Consider the following 15,965-nt stretch of genomic DNA (forward strand, 5'->3'; position numbering starts at 1 on the left):
TCCGTCGCGACGACCGTCCCTCGGGTGGCTTCAACCGCGATGACCGTGGTGGCGACCGTGGCGGTTTCCGCCGCGACGACCGTCCGTCCGGTGGCTTCAACCGTGACGACCGTCCGTCGGGCGGCTTCCGCTCCGGTGGCGACCGTCCGTCCGGTGGTGGCTTCCGTCGCGACGACCGTCCCTCCGGTGGCTTCAACCGTGACGACCGTCCGTCCGGTGGCTTCCGCTCCGGCGGCGCCGGCGACCGCCCGTACGGCCGCCGCGACGACAACCGCCCGTCGGGCTCCGGTTCCACCGGCTCCTTCGGCGGCCGCCGCGACGACAAGCCGCGCTGGAAGCGCAACGGCTGATCACAGCCGCCTGAGCTGAACTGCTGACAGGGCCCCCACGACCACTCGAACCGAGTCGGCCGTGGGGGCCCTGTCGCGTCCCGCGGCGCGCGCCTTCGCCCAGAGCCGGCCCGGAAGTTGATGGTGCGCAACAAGCCGGACGGTCACCGGTGTCCGGTCCGCCGCCAGGCCCCCGGTCCGCCGGTGAACTGACCGCGACAGGCCGGTCGGCCGATACCCGATCGGCTCACCGGCGCTGTCCGGCTATGCTCTGGGGTGAGCACACGGAGGGCCATTAGCTCAATTGGCAGAGCAGCGGACTTTTAATCCGTTGGTTGTCGGTTCGAGTCCGACATGGCCTACTGCTCGCAGGCGGGGGACACGTCCTCTGACCTGCTACTGAGCGCCCCACCCGGTTCGTCCAGGTGGGGCGCTCAGTCGTTTCCGGGCCCATGCGTGAGCGATGCGTGAGCGGACGGCCCGTCATCCCCTGGTCAGGAGGCGGACGGGCGGGCAGGAGGCAGCAGCTGGGCCGCCGCTGCGGCGGCTTGTCGAAGGGCGCATAGAACCCGGCCTGGGACGGGACCGAATGGGTGCGGCTTCCTCAGGAGTGTCCCGAGGTCGCCCGGGTCTCGGCCCTGCCCCACGACCCGCGCCACGACGCGATGCGCATGTGGATGCTGCAGGTTCGGGATGACTGGTACGGAATCGCCGGCTGAGGGCGTCGGTGGCGAGGAGACCGAGCTCGGCTGAGTCCCCGTCGGCCCACGCGTGCGGCAACCCGCGCTCCTGGGATGTGTAGAATCTGGCGTAGAGAGTCGGACTTGAGTCCCCGGTCTGACAATCGAAGAATTTCGGTGGTCATTGCGTTAGGGAAACGCCCGGTTACATTCCGAACCCGGAAGCTAAGCCTTTCAGCGCCGATGGTACTGCAGGGGGGACCCTGTGGGAGAGTAGGACGCCGCCGAATAGATTTAAGAGGCCCTGTCTGCGAATGCGCAGACAGGGCCTCTCTTTGTCTGAGGGCCGTCGCCTGCATCTTCATGGAAGAGCAGACGATCGGAGACCGCCATTCCTTCTGCGAAGGGAGATGATGTTGCGCACCAGCGAGGACGACCTCGTTGAACTCATCCGCAGCAGCGGCCTTGAAGTGGACAGGGTCCAGGGCAACGAACCCGGACCCTCGGTCGAAACGGCCTGGCGGGCCATGGCGGGATTCGGCGTGGAGCCCAGCCGCCTTTCCCTTGAAGGGAGACCTGGGGGGAGCCCACCAGCTGTGGCTCGAACATGCACGCCGAGCCGATGTCGTCGACGACGACGGGACGTTCCTCATCACGGCCGTCGTGACGGGGAGTACCAGGGTCGGCTGGGCCCGCGTGCGTCTTACGGACAGGGCCGACGTCGCCCGCCTCGTAGACGACCAGGGGCGGATCGAATTCATCGCCCGGTCCCGCTCCGGTGCCCACATCTGCGGCATCACCGCGGAGGAGTACGACTACTGGATCGTCAGTCTGACTCTCTAAAGGGGTATTGCCGAAAGCCGGGTTCTGGGCTTTCCCCGATAGGGGTGGGCGCTGCTGGTGGTCCCGTGATCACCGGACCACCTCCGGGGAGGCTCCGCTTGCCGTGCGAAGGGCGAGCCAGCGACCCGCCTGGGGCGCTGTGTCCGCACCGCCCGTGCCAGCCCTGGCCGACGACGACGCCGCATGTGCGGGCGGTTGCGGATCGCCTGCCCCAGGCCCCCGCGGGCGAACTTCCGCTTTCTCCGCCGCCTGTCGGTGGTCCGTCCTAAGCTGGCCGGAACACCTCGTCACAGGTCCACTGGGGGGATCCGTGTTCCAGAGCAGCAGCCAGGCAGCAGACGTCACCAACGAGGCCACCGGGAGCGGCGCAGCCGAGGAGAAGACCCTCTCGTTCCTCGTGTCGATCGACGACGCGGACACCACCTCCCCCTCCGGCGGCGGTGAGATGGGCATCTTCCGCCGCAAGGATGAGGAGGGCTCGTTCGTCCGGGACATTCCGGTCGCGGTACTGCGCGCGAACCTGCAGCGCGCGGTGGACGGACTCCAGCAGATGATCGGCGAGATCGCCGTGCCGGAGGGCGGCATGCCGCTCCGCCAGGCACAGGTCTCCTTCGAGGTGACGGCCAGCGGGGGGATCGCGCTGGTCGGTACGTCGGCGCAGGTAGCGGCGAAGGGTGCCATCACCCTGACCTTCGGCGCCTAGTTCCCAGCCGAGCCGGTCGAGCCATGAGCGAACCGTTCCGGGCCCTTCTCATCGGGGTGCCCTACTACAAAGACCCGGCCATCGACGACCTCCCGTTCATCGAGAGCGATCTGTCCGAGCTGGCCCGTGCGTTGCGTACGACGGGGTACGACGTCGTCGTCCACGACGTGCAGGAGACCGATCGCGACAGCATCGACCTGGCGGTCGAGAGCTTCTTCCAGGACGCCGCCCCGGGTCAGACCCTGCTGCTCTACCTGAGCGGCCACGGAATCCACCACGACGGGACCGACTTCCTGGTGCCCGGCGGCGCCCAGACCCGTACCCACGACTTCCCCGGAAAGTGCCTGTCCCTCAAGCTGTCCGGCTACGTCGAACGCAGCGTCGCCGGCAATGTCGTCGTCTTCGTCGACGCCTGCCGCGAGGGTCTGACCCTGAAGGAGATGGGCGGGGTCAACGCCGCACCGTGGTCGAGGATGCGGGTGCAGGCCGTAGGCGACCGCTCCTACTGCCACGTCTACGCCTGCTCCCCCGGTGAACGCGCCCGCTACGCCACGGCCGGGAACAGCACCTTCAGCCTCTTCTCCCGGGCGCTCAGCACCGTGGTGGCGGACGAGGCGGGCCCGAGCACGCTCAGCGAGCTCAAGGACCAGCTCCAGAGCGCGGTGGACGCGCTGACCGCGGAGCACGAGGTCCAGCGCCAGCAAGTGCGGCTGAGCACCGAGACCGACATCGACGGGTTCGTCGTGCTCCAGCGGCCGGAGCGCACCGCCGCCGAGACCTCCGGCGACCACGCGTGGACCGTGCTGGCACGGGAGCACCCCGTGTGGAAGCAGGTGGAGCACGGCCCCGGGATCGACGCCTTGCACGAGGCGGCCCTGGCCCTCGTCGGCCGGCTCGCCCTGTGCTCGGACAAGGACGAGCGGTTACTGAAGGCCGATCCCTGGCGGCCCCTCGGCTTCGCCGAGCGGATGACCGACCGCGTCAGCTGGCTGATGTCGAAGGTGATCAACCCCGACAAGCTGGCGCTGTCCCCGGCCGAGGCGGCCCTGCTGGTCATCGCCCCCTTCCTCTACACCACGTACTGGAACCACGCCGCGGCCAGGGCGCTGGTGCTGGAGCCGGAGAACCTCGCCCGGGTGGCGGACCCCTGCCCGGAGCGGGCGAGCTACGAGCAGTTCTTCAAGGGCCAGTCCAGGCTCGTACGCCGCGCCGCGAGCGCGGTCGGCCTCGGCGATGCCGCCGGGGCCCGCGGGATCGCGTGGTGGCTGCTGCACCGCTGGCTCGTGCGGCAGCCGCGCGACCACCGCGACAGCGTCCTGATGGACCTGATCACCTCCGAAGCCGGCCCCGTCGCCGGGACGGCCCCGCCCTCGGCCCAGTGCCGGCTGGTCGCGGAAGTCCTCCAGTCGGAGGGACTGCTGACCCTGTTGCGCGCACTGCACACCTCGCCCGACCCGGGCATGCACCGGCCGGTCCGGCAACTGGCCGGCTCCACGGCGCTCGAACAGCACATCCGGGAACAGCTGATGGTCGCCCTGCTGACCGTCGCGCACCGGCTGGCGATCGATCCCGCCATGCTGCCGGACGTCGTGGTGGAACACCTCGGCATCAGTTACGCCGTGGACCTCGGCGACCTGCACACGACCCTGGAGACGGCCCGGTGGGACGCGCGCGGCCGCACCCGGGTGCTGAACGCCGCCTGCCGGCACCCCGCCGTGGGGCTGGCGCTGCGCCAGAGCGCCGCCTCCCTCGACTCCCTGCTGGGAGCCATCGACGTCCACTCGGGTTCCGAACCGCAGCTGGCCCCGCTACAGGACCTCCCGGCGCACGCCACCGCCGACCTGGTGCACGCCGCGGCCAATTCGGCGGGGGAGCCGGTCTACGAATCCACCGACCTGCGGTTCCGGCTCGCGGACGACCGCATCCAGGAACTGCTGATGGGCGAGCAGCTGTACGGCGATCCGGCGCTGGCCATCCGCGAGCTGTACCAGAACGCGCTGGACGCCTGCCGCTACCGCGACGCGCGGACCCGTTTCCTGCGGATCCGGCAGGCTGCATACCCGGCCGGCTGGGAGGGCCGGATCACCTTCACCCAGGGTGTGGAGGACGGCCGCGCCTACATCGAGTGCACGGACAACGGCATCGGCATGGGAGAGCGCGATCTGCGCGAGGTCTTCTCCCACGCGGGAATGCGCTTCGCCGACCTCCCCGAGTACCTGGAGGAAGAGGCCGCCTGGAAGGCCGAGGGGATCCACCTGCACCCCAACAGCCGTTTCGGCATCGGAGTGCTCAGCTATTTCATGATCGCGGACGACATCACGGTGACCACCTGCCGGCTGGACCGGGACGGTCATCCGGGAAAGCGCCTGCAGGTGGACATCGCGGGCCCCGGCGCCTTGTTCTACATCCGCGACCTGGGTCGCGGCCACGATGCCGGGACCACCGTGCGGCTCTACCTCCGCTCGCCCGACGACGCTCCGTCGTGCACGGACCTCCTGCGGCGTCTCCTGTGGATCTCCGACTACTGCGTCACCGCCACCGACGCGCACACCAGCCTGAGTTGGTCCCCGGGGGTGCTGTCTGACGTGGCTCCGCTGGGTGCACTGGACCCTCACCACGAGGAGGCGGCCCGCCACGAGAGCGCCTGCGTGGACCCCACGTCGACCCCCCACGTCTGGTGGTGCAGCACGCAGGGCGGGGTGCTGTCCGACGGAGTGTGGGCGGGCATCCCGCTGTTCGGGGCCGTCGTCAACCTCACCGGCCGTCACACCCCCCAGCTGACCGTCGACCGCAGACAGTCCCTGAGCCACGACGAGGCCCATGTCGCCGCCCTGCTGTACCAGGAGGTACCGGCGTTGCTGGCGGAGGGCGCGCGCGTGCTGCGCCACGACTGGGCGTCCAAACTGATGCAGAAGTACCCGGCTTTGGCGGACACGATCGTCGGACAGGCCATCGCGGTGCGCCACCGTCCGTGGTGGGTCCGCGGGCGCGAAGTGGACGTGACGGCGGTGGGGTGCTTCCCCCAGGAGGCCGCCTTCCTCGGTGCCGGTTCCTCCCCCTGGCCGGCCCCCGCCGACAGCCCCAGCACCCTCGAACATCTCACCGACTGGCGGCTGCTCGCCTGGGCCAAGGCCCGCATGTTCCCCGGGGTCCGCGTCCTGGCTCCCGACGCCGTCCCCGTGGCACGCCCCACCGACGTCATCCTGCTGAGCCGCTCCGCCAGCAGGAACCACGCCGGAGCGGAGAGCGGCGGCTTCGCCCTTGACGACGACTTGGACGAAGATTTCAGGCCGGGACAACGCTGGCTCCCGCCCCAGGATCCCGTGGAGGTGGGTCATGTCCTGCGTGCCGCGCTCGCCACGGGGCGCAGGCCGGCCGAGGTGGCCGCCCGCCTGGCCGAACTCGGCTATGTCCTCGCCGAGGGCGCCGTCCTCCCCGCCACCGCACGACATGCGGACGCCGTCCTCCTCAGTCGCAGCCTCGACGGCAAGGCGCCCTGGCTGACCTGTGACGAGCCGGTGGAGGTGGGTCATGTCCTGAAGGCCGCCCGCATGACGGGGCACAGTCCGGCCGAGGTGGCCGCCGCGCTCGCGGAGCTGGGTCATCACCTCCGCGAGGGCGCCACGCTCCCCGAAACCGCCCGGCTCCACGACACCCTCCTCCTCAGCCGCGACCACCGCATCGCCTCGCTCGAACGCCTCCCGGCCGCCAACCGGCCCCTCGAAGGCGGCGGGCCCTGGCTGGAAGCCGGTGCGCCGGTGCACCTGGGCCATGTCCTGAGGGCCGCCCGCAGTACCGGGCGCCCTCCGGCCGAGCTGGCCGCGCAGCTGGCGGAGCTGGGTCATCACCTCCCGGAGGGCGTCCCGCTCCCGGATGAGGTGCACCCCGACGACGCCCGCCTCCTCAGTCGTGACCTCGACAGCCGTGCGCCCTGGCTGGCCGTCGGCGAGCCGGTGCGCGTCGGTCATGTCCTGAGGGCCGCCCGTACGACGGGGCGCCGTCCGGCCGAGGTGGCCGCCCGCCTGGCGGAACTGGGGCACCGCCTTCCCGGGAACGCCGTGTTCGCGGAGGTGGCCGAGCACGAGGACACCCTCCTCGTCAGCAACGACCTCGACGGCAAGGGGCCGTGGCTGACCGTCGACGACCCGGTGGAGCTCGGTCATGTCCTGAGGGCCGCCCGCGTGACGGGGCGCAGTCCGGCCGAGGTGGCCGCCCGTCTGGTGGAGCTGGGTTACCACCTTCCCCGGAGCGTCGCGCTCCCCGATGTGGTGCAGGCCGAGGACACCCTCCTCCTGAGCGGCGACCTCGACGACATGTCACCGTGGCTGGCGGCCGATCAGCCGGTGGACGCCGGCCATGTCCTGAGCGCTGCCCGCTACACGGGGCGCAGTCCGGCCGAGGTGGCCGCCCGCCTGGCGGAACTGGGCTACCACCTTCCCCCGAGCGTCGTGTTCCCCGAGGTCATACAGCCCGACGACGTCCTGATCCTCAGCGGTGATCTCGACCGGGACCAGCCGTCGCTGGGGCCCGCGAGGCCCCTCTCGCTCGGCCACGTCATCAGCGCGGGCATCATGACCGGGCGCCCTCCGGCCGACATCGCCGCGCGCCTCGCCGCGTTCGGCCTCCACCTCCCGGACCGGACCCCCCTGCCCGAGGTCGTCCTGCGTGACGACGTCCTCATCCTCAGCCTCAGCCTGCGCGGCAGCGGACCCTGGCTGGACGCCGACAGGCCCGTGCCCCTCTCGCACATCCTGTCCGCGGCCGCCACCACGAAGAAGCTCCCGGCCGACGTGGCCGGGCGTCTCGCCGAACTCGGCTACACACTGCCCGCCGCGGTGGTCTTCGAGCCGTCCGGCACCGGCTGAGCACGGCGACGTCCGCCCGTACGCGCGAGCGCCCCACCCGATCGGTCCGGGTGGGGCGCTCGCGCGTACGGGGTGCGGATCAGGCGGAGGCGCCGCCGCGGCGGCGACGGCCGAGCCAGGCGGCGGCCGCGCCGAGGGCGACCAGGGCGGCGGCGAGGCCGGCGTACAGGCCGGTGGAGGAGTCGGAGCCGGTGCTGGCGAGGGCGCCGCCCGCCGAGCCTGTGGTGGTCGTCAGGTTGGTGTGGCCCGTGGCGACGGCCGGCTGGACCGAGGGGGTGGCGGAGGGCGTGGCGGAGGGGGTCGTGGACGGGGTGGCCGAGGGGGTTGGGGCGGGGCCCTTGTCGTCCGTGATCGGCGCGAGGACGAACTGGACCGCGCTGTGCTTGAACGGCGAGCTGTTGCCCTTGGCGAGCGCCACCTGGGACTCCAGCGTGATCGTCGTCCTCTTCTTGATCTCGGAGTCGAGGCCCAGGCTCACGCGCAGCTCCACGGTGCGGGTGCCCGACGCCGCGCCGAAGCCCTTGGGGATCTGGGGCAGCGCGTACTGGCCGTCCACGGCCTTCAGGTCCTGCCAGCGGCCGTCGATCAGGGCCTGGATCCGGAAGTCGGCCTTCTCCTGGCCCGGGTGGGACAGCGCCAGGGTGGTCGCGAGGGCGTTGTCGAAGGTGCCTTCACCCGTGGCCTGGTAGTTCAGGTTCAGGTAGGCGCGCCGCTCCTTGCCGCCCGTCTCGGCGTTGCCCTCCGTGAACCAGGTCTTCAGCTCGCCCGGCTTGATCTGCGGGTCGACCTGGAAGAGGTGGGAGTCGGCGCCGCCGGGGGCGACCGAGTCGTTGAAGCTGGTGGCGGTGAACTTGAAGTCGCCGTCGTTGGTGGGGTAGTTCGCGCCGAGCCCGACGGTGACCTTCCAGGTCATCTTGCCGTTCGCCGGGATGTCGAAGCCCTTCTGGCCGTCCGAGGCGTTCGCCGGGTAGAAGAGGCCCTGCCACTCGCCGTCCTGCTGGCCCACCGCGTACTTCGTCGCCGGCGCGTCCACCGCGTCGACCTTGAAGACGATGGCGTTCTCCTCGAGCGGGCTCGGGCCGCTCGGGTCCACCAGCATCCACGGGTTGTAGGTGACGGCCTTGTCCGAGGGGTTCTTCACGGTCAGGTCGAAGGTCTCGGTGGCTCCGCCGCGGGTCAGCGACCCGTTGGGGACCGGGGTGCTCATCTCCGTACGCAGCACGGTGTGGCCGTCGGTGGCCGGTGCGGCGGCCGCGGTGGTGGCCGACAGCGGAAGCAGAGTGGTGACGACGCCGGCGACGACTGCGATGGCGGCTGCGGTGCGAACGGACATGGTGGACTCCCCCCAGGAATCACAAGGCATCGGCAGAGCGCCGAGGCGGGTGGTGTGGTCGGTGTCGCCCGGCCGGTTCGTGTTCCCCCTGGCCTTGGCGACAGGTGAATCATCGCCGGTGTCCGATCCCGGATCGATCCCTGAAGTGTCACCAGCGCGCAACAGAGATGATCTTGAAAGCGGAACCTGCCGTTCATGGGCTCTGCAGGCCCTGAAAAACCCAGTTTCAGGCCTCTGACCTGCGGTGATGCCGCTCCACGGGGTGGCCGACCGTTTATTGGCGGAGCGCTCCCCGTGGATGGCGTAGAGTTGTGTTTACCGACGCGGGGTGGAGCAGCTCGGTAGCTCGCTGGGCTCATAACCCAGAGGTCGTAGGTTCAAATCCTGCCCCCGCTACTCAGTACGAAGGCCCGGTTCCCCTTGGGGAGCCGGGCCTTCGTCGTGTTCCCGGCCCGTTCTCACGCGCCGTCACCCGTCCGGCTCGTGCCGGATGCCCATCCCCGGCGTCCCGGTCGGGCCGTGCGTGACGTTCCGTATCCGAAAAGGCGCTCTGCGCAAGGGGGCTGTCGGTTCGTCATCCGCCGTGCGTGGCCGAAGAGGTGGGGGAGTCGGTTGATTTTTGCCCGGTTTGATCCCTCTTTACTGCGAAAAGCCCTGGCCAGAGCCGGTCGGTGAGTGGCTGATTGGTGTGAACGATCAATCGCAACAGCTTGGAATCACTCCCCTGCGTCTATTACCTTTCGATAACGCAGCGCGGTCGTCCCAGCCGTCGCAAGAGACGGCACCGTGCGCGCGCGCGTCACAGCGCGTCGATGAGGAGTGTGCCCCGGTGGCCTCCAACTTGCCTGCCCCTGAAGGCATCGAGAGCCAGGAGCCGCCCACGGCGGGTGCCTGGGGCGAGTGGAATCCCACCGAGGATTCGGTCCGTCCGGTCCGCGGCAAGCACCGCGTCGCCAAGCAGCGCGGGGGACTCGCCCGCAGCTCCACCGTCCTGGGTGTCGGTGTCATCGCGGCCGTCGGCGCCAGCGGCATCGCCACCGCGCAGGACCGGCCCCAGGTCGCGATATCCCTGCCCTCGCTGCCCGACCTGCCCGATCTGATGACCGGGGACCAGGGCCGGCAGGCGGACGGCGGGGCCGCCGCCGCGGCCGCCGCGAAGACGGGGATCATCGCGCAGCAGTCCGAGCAGGGTGCCGACGCCGGGGAGGTGCTGCGCCACCGGATCCTCCAGCAGGCCGAGTCCCAGCAGAACGCCGCCGAGGCGAAGGCCCGGGCGGAGGCCGAGCGGGCCGCGCAGGAGACCGCGGCGCAGGAGGCCAAGGACAAGCTGGAGGCGGCCCGCAAGGCGGCCGAGGAAGCCAAGGCGCAGGCCGAGGCGAAGGCCGCGGAAGAGGCCGAGGCCGCCGCGAAGGCAGCCGAGGCCAAGGCCGAACAGGAGCGCGCCGCGGCGTCCGGCGCCTACGCGCTGCCCACCTCCGCCTACACCCTCACCTCGCACTACGGGGTGGCCGGCTCCATGTGGTCCTCCGGCTACCACACCGGCCTCGACTTCGCGGCCCCCACCGGCACCCCGGTCAAGGCGGTGGCCGCCGGGAAGATCACCTCGGCCGGCTGGTCCGGCGCGTACGGCTACCGGATCGTGCTGGAGCTGGAGGACGGCACGGAGGTCTGGTACTGCCACCTCTCCTCGATGTCCGTGACCTCCGGCTCGGTCGCCGCCGGAAGCACCATCGGCCGCGTCGGCGCCACCGGCAATGTCACCGGCCCCCATCTCCACCTGGAAGTACGCAAGGGCGGATCGACGGTGGACCCGCTGGCGTGGCTGAACTCCAAGGGCCTGAACGTCTGAGGTCGGTCTCCGGGTTCGCGTGCGCCCGCCGTGGCAGCGGTACGCCGGCCCGTGCGGCCGCGACCGCGGGGCTGAGCGGGTCCAGGGGGTCGAACCACGGAGGGAGCAGCTCCTCCATGACCGCAGCCCGGGCCAGCGCGGGACCGGCCGTCGCGCGGCGCAGCCAGAGCCGGTGCAGCAACTCCCGCTCTCTGCCCGCGAAATCCGGCTCCCGGCCCGGGCCGCCGCGGCGCGCCCGGTTGCGGAGCAGGGCCAGGGCCGCCGCGTCCGCCTCGTACCGGGCGACCGCGCGTCCCGCGGCCCGGCCTCCGCTGCGCCGGGCCAGGGAGCGGGCCAGGGACCGGGCCGGCATCGAGGCCAGCGCCGGCACCTCGGCGGGGCCGAGCCAGCCCGCGGCCGCGTACAGGGCGAGCTCCCCGGCGACGGCTTGCAGCCGGCCCCGCCGTATCCGCACCGCCAGCCACACCAGCAGCCCGAACGCGGGGACCATCACGCAGGCGTAGACCGTGTAGAAGCCGTGCTCCCCCAGCTGCGAGGAGCCGTTCCACAGGGCGTGCATGCACATGGCCAGCGCCAGGCCGAGCAGCGGCAGGCCGAGTCTGCGCGAACGGCGGGCGCTGAGCGCGGCCGCGCCGAAGCCGAGGCCGGTGAGCACCGTGAACAGCGGGTGCGCGAACGGCGACAGCACTATCCGCACGAAGAAGGTCGCCGCCGTGACCGAGTCCAGCAGGCCGGCGCCCTCGGCCAGGTCCTCGCCGTAGGCGTTGCCGAGATAGAGGATGTTCTCGGTGAAGGCGAAGCCGGTGGCGGTGAACCCGGCCACCACGAATCCGTCGGCGGGGCCGGTGAAGTGCCGTCTGCGGAACACGAACACCAGCACCAGGGCGGCCGCCTTGGCGCTCTCCTCCACCACCGGGGCGATGGCCACCGAGCCGAGGTGGTCGGCGTCGGAGGGGTCCGTCGCGGCAGCGGCTATCCACTCGGTGGCGAAGTTGTTGGCCAGTATCGCGATCAGCGCCGCGGTGCAGGCGCCCCAGCCGAAGCAGAACAGCAGCTGCGGCCAGGGCGCGGGCGCGGCCCGGCCGAGCCACCGGAAGGCCGCCATGAGCGGCGCCACCGGCAGCAGGGCCAGGCCGAGACCGACGAAGAATCCGGCCGTGCCGGTCTGCTCCCGCACGAGTTCGAGGATCGAGATCCCGGTGGCGGCGAGCAGGACGAGGAGCACGCCCGTGCGGACCGTGCCCGACGGACGTACGAGCCTGGGGGTGTCTCCCAGCGGAAGCCGGGGGAGGAGCGCTCGGAACACACCATGACCCTAGCGATCCGCTCTGACACGCGCAGTGACGTTGTCAGTTCTCCCTGCGGCGGAAGAGCAAGTCGTGTACGACGTGCCCCTTGTCCAGGCCTTGGCCCTCGAAGCGGGTGAGCGGCCGGAAGTCGGGGCGCGGCGCGAAGCCGCCGTCGGGCTGGGTGTTCTCGAAGTCCGGGTGCGCGGTGAGGACTTCGAGCATCTGCTCGGCGTACGGCTCCCAGTCGGTCGCGCAGTGCAGCACGCCCCCGGGCGCCAGGCGGGTGGCGGCCAGCGTGAGGAACTCGGGCTGGATCAGCCGCCGCTTGTGGTGGCGGGCCTTGGGCCACGGGTCCGGGAAGTACACGCGGATCCCGGCCAGAGAGGCGGGCGGCAGCATCTCGCGCAGCAGGATGATCGCGTCGCCGTTGGCCACGCGGACGTTGGTGAGGCCGCCCCGCTCCGCGAGGGCGAGGAGGTTGCCCTGCCCGGGGGTGTGCACGTCGGCGGCGAGGATCCCGGTCCCGGGGTCGGCGGCCGCCATCTGGGCGGTGGCCTCACCCATGCCGAAGCCGATCTCCAGGACGACGGGGAGGCCGTCGAAGAGCTCCTTGAGGTCGATGACCTTGTGGCCGTCGATGTCCAGGCCCCACGTGCCCCACAGGCGCTTCAGGGCCTCACCCTGGCCGGTGGTGACCCGGCTGCGCCGGGGCTGGAAGCTCCGGATCCGCCGCTCGTGGTGCGAGCCGGCCGGATCCGGCGAGGGCCCGTCGGGGAACCGGGGCTCGGTCCGCCACTTCGGGGGGACGTAGGAGTTCGCCTCCGGCACGGTCTCCGGGGCGCTGGGCGGGGGGGTACGGGACTCAGACACAATGCCCAGATTCTACGGCCCGGGGAGCAGCCGCTCCGGCGCGCCGCCAGGGCTCTGCCGTGAGGCTCCGGCCCGAGAGCCCCACGCCTCATCGGCCGGTGTGCCCGGGAGCCCGCGCCTCAGCGGCCCACGGGGCCGACCTCACCCGCCGAGCGTGCGAAGGGCTCGGGTCGCGATCTCGCGGCCGATCGGGAGCGAGGCGGTCGCGGCGGGCGACGGCGCGTTCAGGACGTGGACCGTGCGCGGGGCCTCGCGGATCAGGAAGTCGTCCACGAGGGTCCCGTCGCGCAGCACGGCCTGCGCGCGGACCCCGGCCGCGGCGGGCTGCAGGTCCGCCGCCGTGACGGCGGGCAGGAGGCGGCGCACCGCCCGGGTGAAGGCCTGCTTCGACAGTGAGCGGTGGATCTCGCCCGTCCCGTACCGCCAGTGCCGGGCGGCCATCCGCCAGGAGCCCGGCCACGCGAGCTCGTCCGCGAGGTCCCGGGGGCGCACCGTGGACCATGTGTAGCCCTCGCGGGCCAGCGCGGGCACGGCGTTGGGACCGACGTGGACGCCGCCTCCGATGCCCCGGGTCAGGTGGACCCCGAGGAAGGGGAACGCCGGATCGGGCACCGGATACACCAGCCCGCGGACCAGGTCCGGACGGGCCAGGTCGTAGTACTCGCCCCGGAAGGGGACGATCCGCATCCCCGGGTCGTCCCCGGCCAGCCGGGCGACCCGGTCACACTGCAGACCCGCGCAGTTCACCAGTACCCGGGCCCGGACCACCAGGCCGGACGTGGTGCGGACCGCCACCGCCGACGGGCGGCGGGAGATCAGGTCCACCGCCCCGCCGTAGACGATCTCCGCGCCGGAGGACTCCGCGAGCTGGGCGCTCACCTGGCCGTAGTCCACGATGCCGGTGCTGGCGACGTGGATCGCGGCCAGGCCCTGCACCTGCGGCTCGTACTCCGCTATCTGGGCTGGGCCCAGCTCGCGCACCGCAATGCCGTTCTCCCGGCCGCGCTGGACCAGGGCGTGCAGCCGGGGCAGCTCCTCGCGCTCCGTGGCGACGATCAGCTTGCCCGTCACCTCGTGCGCGATCCCGTGCTCCGCGCAGAACTTGACCATCTCGGCGGCTCCGCTCACCGCGAAGCGCGCCTTCAGCGAACCCGGCCGGTAGTAGATCCCGCTGTGGATCACCCCGCTGTTGCGTCCCGTCTGGTGCCGGGCCGGGCCGGACTCCTTCTCCAGCACGACGACCCTGGTGCCCGGAGCGAGGCGCGACAGGGCGTGCGCCGTCGACAGGCCGACGATCCCGCCACCGATCACCAGCACATCGCAGTCCACGCCGCCGCCCACGCTGACACCTCCCACCCCTGCATACTGCACCCCACCACCGACAACGCGCGGCCCCCGGACCCCCTCCGGGTATGTGCCCCGGATCCCCGCGCCGCACCCCTACGCGGGCGCCACCAGCAGCGGCCGGGCCCGCTCGCGCAGCTCCGCGACGCGGGGTTCGTCCCCGTACGGTTCCAGGCGGTGCAGCAGGTCCCGTACGTATTCGGTCGTCCGCGCCGAGGAGATCCGGCCCGCCACCTCCACCGCCCGGGTGCCCGCCGCGCACGCCGCGTCGAGATTGCCCGACTCCAGTTCCGCGACCGCGCTCACCACCAGCCGCAGCCCGTGCGAGCGCACGTACTCCTCGGTGGGCCGGGACAGTGCCTGCTCGGTGAAGCGCCGCACCTGCCGGGGCAGTTTGAGGTCCCGGTAGCATTCCGCCGCATCCGCCGCGAAACGGTCGTACGAGTAGAAACCCAGCCAGGTCGGATCCGGATCGCCCGCCCGCGCCCGCTCCAGCCAGCCCTCCGCCGCCCGCAGCGCCGCACCCGCCGCCGACGAGTCGCCGGCCTTCGCGTGCGCCCGGGCCTCGACCAGCCGGAAGAAGCTCATCGTGCGGGCGGTGGCCAGCCCGCGGTTGCGCTCGACGGCCGCCTGGGCGAGGTCGACGCCCTCGTCAGGGAAGTCCCGGTAGGTCGCCTGCAGGGACATCGAGGCCAGCACGTAGCCGCCGAGCGGTACGTCCGCGGCGGCGCGGGCCAGGCGCAGCGCCTGGATGTAGTAGCGCTGGGCCGCCTCCTGCTGGCCGGTGTCGAAGGCCATCCACCCGGCCAGCCGGGTCAGTTCGGCGGTCGCGCCGAACAGCGCGCGCCCCACCTCGTCGGTGTACGAGCCGAGCAGCAGCGGAGCCGCGTCCACCCGCAGGCACTCGGGGACCATCGACGAACGCCAGTCCCCGCCGCCGTACTTGGAGTCCCAGCGGCGGGCGTCCTCGGCCGCCTCGCGCAGCTTGGCCACATCGCTGTGGCCCACGCGCTGGCCGTGGTCGCGCGGCGTTTCGGGCCCGGGCTGCGCGGGCACAACGGTGGACGGCGGGCCCGCGGTCATGGGTCCCGTCGCCGGTCCGGTCGTACGTCCTTCCGGCGCCTCGTGCACCGGCGGGTCCTGAGACGGGGGCGTCGCAGCCACGGGGCTCTGGCGTAAGGGACGCGGGTGCGCGTCCGTCAGCTCGACGGCGGCCGGCGTCGGGGCGGACGGGGGCCGGTCCGCCGGTTGCCGGGCGGACGGGTTCTGGGACGGTCCCGCCGGTTCCCGCGCCACCGAGCCGTCAGCAGGAGATATCAGCCACCGGGAGGCGGGCGTCGCGTACGCCGCCACCGAGAACGAGCCAGCGAGCGACTGCCAGATCCCGCCACCGCCACGCCGCCCCGCGAGGTCGAGCCGGTAGAGGTCGGTGGCCGAACGCACCGCCGCGCCCACGTCGCGCGGAAAGGCGAGGCCGACCTCGGGCGCGGGATCCGCGTCCGCCAGGCCGATCTCGTGCAGCGGCACCGGCCGCCCCAGTTTCGCGCCGATGGCGGCGGCGATCAGATGGGGCGCGGCGCCCTGCGGCACCATCCCCTTCGACACCCACCGGGCCACCGACGTCTTGTCATACCGCAGCGTCAGACCGCGCTGGGCACCGAGGTCGTTGACACGCCGGGCCAGCCCGGCGTTGCTGATGCCCGCGAGGGCGAGGACGGCGCCGAGCTTCTCATTGGGCTCGCGGAGCTCCCTGGACATGCGCCACCCCTCGTCACACGCGGAACGCATACGCCGCCGGGGCATAGGCGCCCGGCATTTCGTAAACCCAGCGTAGTTCCCCGCCTCCCAAGCGTTAAGGCC

The 15,965-nt window shown here is 72.0% G+C and carries 9 protein-coding genes, 2 tRNA genes, 1 rRNA gene and 1 pseudogene; 8 read left to right on the top strand and 5 right to left on the bottom strand.

Features of this window, described 5'->3' with window-relative positions; genetic code table 11:
• The 6 genes and pseudogenes from AC07DU_RS29685 to AC07DU_RS29710 form a co-directional block, all read left to right on the top strand.
• Nucleotides 1-350: pseudogene (locus tag AC07DU_RS29685) on the top strand (DEAD/DEAH box helicase); the annotation flags it as partial.
• Nucleotides 351-618: 268 nt separating this feature from the next.
• A tRNA-Lys gene (locus tag AC07DU_RS29690) sits at nt 619-691 on the top strand.
• Nucleotides 692-1,182: 491 nt separating this feature from the next.
• A 5S ribosomal RNA gene (gene rrf / locus AC07DU_RS29695) occupies nt 1,183-1,299 on the top strand.
• A 274-nt stretch (nt 1,300-1,573) separates the two neighbouring features.
• Nucleotides 1,574-1,852 (top strand): hypothetical protein, encoded by a 279-nt coding sequence (locus AC07DU_RS29700; RefSeq protein ID WP_479114780.1) that lies wholly within the window; start codon nt 1,574-1,576, stop codon nt 1,850-1,852.
• A 310-nt stretch (nt 1,853-2,162) separates the two neighbouring features.
• Complete coding sequence (locus AC07DU_RS29705; RefSeq protein ID WP_453370863.1) at nt 2,163-2,555, top strand: Pepco domain-containing protein; 393 nt, start codon at nt 2,163-2,165, stop codon at nt 2,553-2,555.
• Between the two features lie 23 nt (nt 2,556-2,578).
• Complete coding sequence (locus AC07DU_RS29710; RefSeq protein ID WP_479114783.1) at nt 2,579-7,420, top strand: wHTH domain-containing protein; 4,842 nt, start codon at nt 2,579-2,581, stop codon at nt 7,418-7,420.
• 79 nt (nt 7,421-7,499) lie between these two features.
• Here the strand turns inward: AC07DU_RS29710 and AC07DU_RS29715 are convergent, their stop codons facing one another.
• Nucleotides 7,500-8,753 (bottom strand): LPXTG cell wall anchor domain-containing protein, encoded by a 1,254-nt coding sequence (locus AC07DU_RS29715; protein ID WP_479114785.1) that lies wholly within the window; start codon nt 8,751-8,753, stop codon nt 7,500-7,502.
• A 322-nt stretch (nt 8,754-9,075) separates the two neighbouring features.
• Between AC07DU_RS29715 and AC07DU_RS29720 the strand changes: the two genes are divergently transcribed.
• Both AC07DU_RS29720 and AC07DU_RS29725 read left to right on the top strand, forming a co-directional pair.
• A tRNA-Met gene (locus AC07DU_RS29720) sits at nt 9,076-9,149 on the top strand.
• A 433-nt stretch (nt 9,150-9,582) separates the two neighbouring features.
• The gene (locus tag AC07DU_RS29725; protein WP_479029076.1) at nt 9,583-10,602 is read left to right on the top strand and encodes a M23 family metallopeptidase; all 1,020 of its coding nucleotides are present in this window, start codon (nt 9,583-9,585) and stop codon (nt 10,600-10,602) included.
• On the opposite strand, the gene AC07DU_RS29730 is transcribed toward AC07DU_RS29725, so the two are convergent.
• The 4 genes from AC07DU_RS29730 to AC07DU_RS29745 form a co-directional block, all read right to left on the bottom strand.
• Nucleotides 10,511-11,878: a PrsW family intramembrane metalloprotease gene (locus AC07DU_RS29730; RefSeq protein ID WP_453374803.1), complete on the bottom strand. Its 1,368-nt coding sequence runs from the start codon at nt 11,876-11,878 to the stop codon at nt 10,511-10,513. The genes AC07DU_RS29725 and AC07DU_RS29730 overlap by 92 nt on opposite strands.
• Nucleotides 11,879-11,951: 73 nt before the next feature.
• Nucleotides 11,952-12,761, bottom strand: a complete 810-nt coding sequence (gene trmB, locus AC07DU_RS29735) for a tRNA (guanosine(46)-N7)-methyltransferase TrmB (RefSeq protein ID WP_479029074.1) — start codon at nt 12,759-12,761, stop codon at nt 11,952-11,954.
• A 141-nt stretch (nt 12,762-12,902) separates the two neighbouring features.
• Nucleotides 12,903-14,132, bottom strand: a complete 1,230-nt coding sequence (gene lhgO / locus AC07DU_RS29740; protein ID WP_360902339.1) for an L-2-hydroxyglutarate oxidase — start codon at nt 14,130-14,132, stop codon at nt 12,903-12,905.
• Between the two features lie 69 nt (nt 14,133-14,201).
• The gene (locus tag AC07DU_RS29745; RefSeq protein WP_479029072.1) at nt 14,202-15,863 is read right to left on the bottom strand and encodes a sporulation protein; all 1,662 of its coding nucleotides are present in this window, start codon (nt 15,861-15,863) and stop codon (nt 14,202-14,204) included.
• Between the last annotated feature and the right edge of the window lie 102 nt (nt 15,864-15,965).

The organism is Streptomyces sp. NPDC045695 (genome assembly GCF_056432025.1).

Bases quoted from the DNA above. Each gene is read 5' to 3' on its own strand.
- AC07DU_RS29715 (WP_479114785.1), bottom strand. From the start codon at position 8,753: ATGTCCGTTCGCACCGCAGCCGCCATCGCAGTCGTCGCCGGCGTCGTC.
- AC07DU_RS29745 (WP_479029072.1), bottom strand. From the start codon at position 15,863: ATGTCCAGGGAGCTCCGCGAGCCCAATGAGAAGCTCGGCGCCGTCCTC.
- AC07DU_RS29710 (WP_479114783.1), top strand. From the start codon at position 2,579: ATGAGCGAACCGTTCCGGGCCCTTCTCATCGGGGTGCCCTACTACAAA.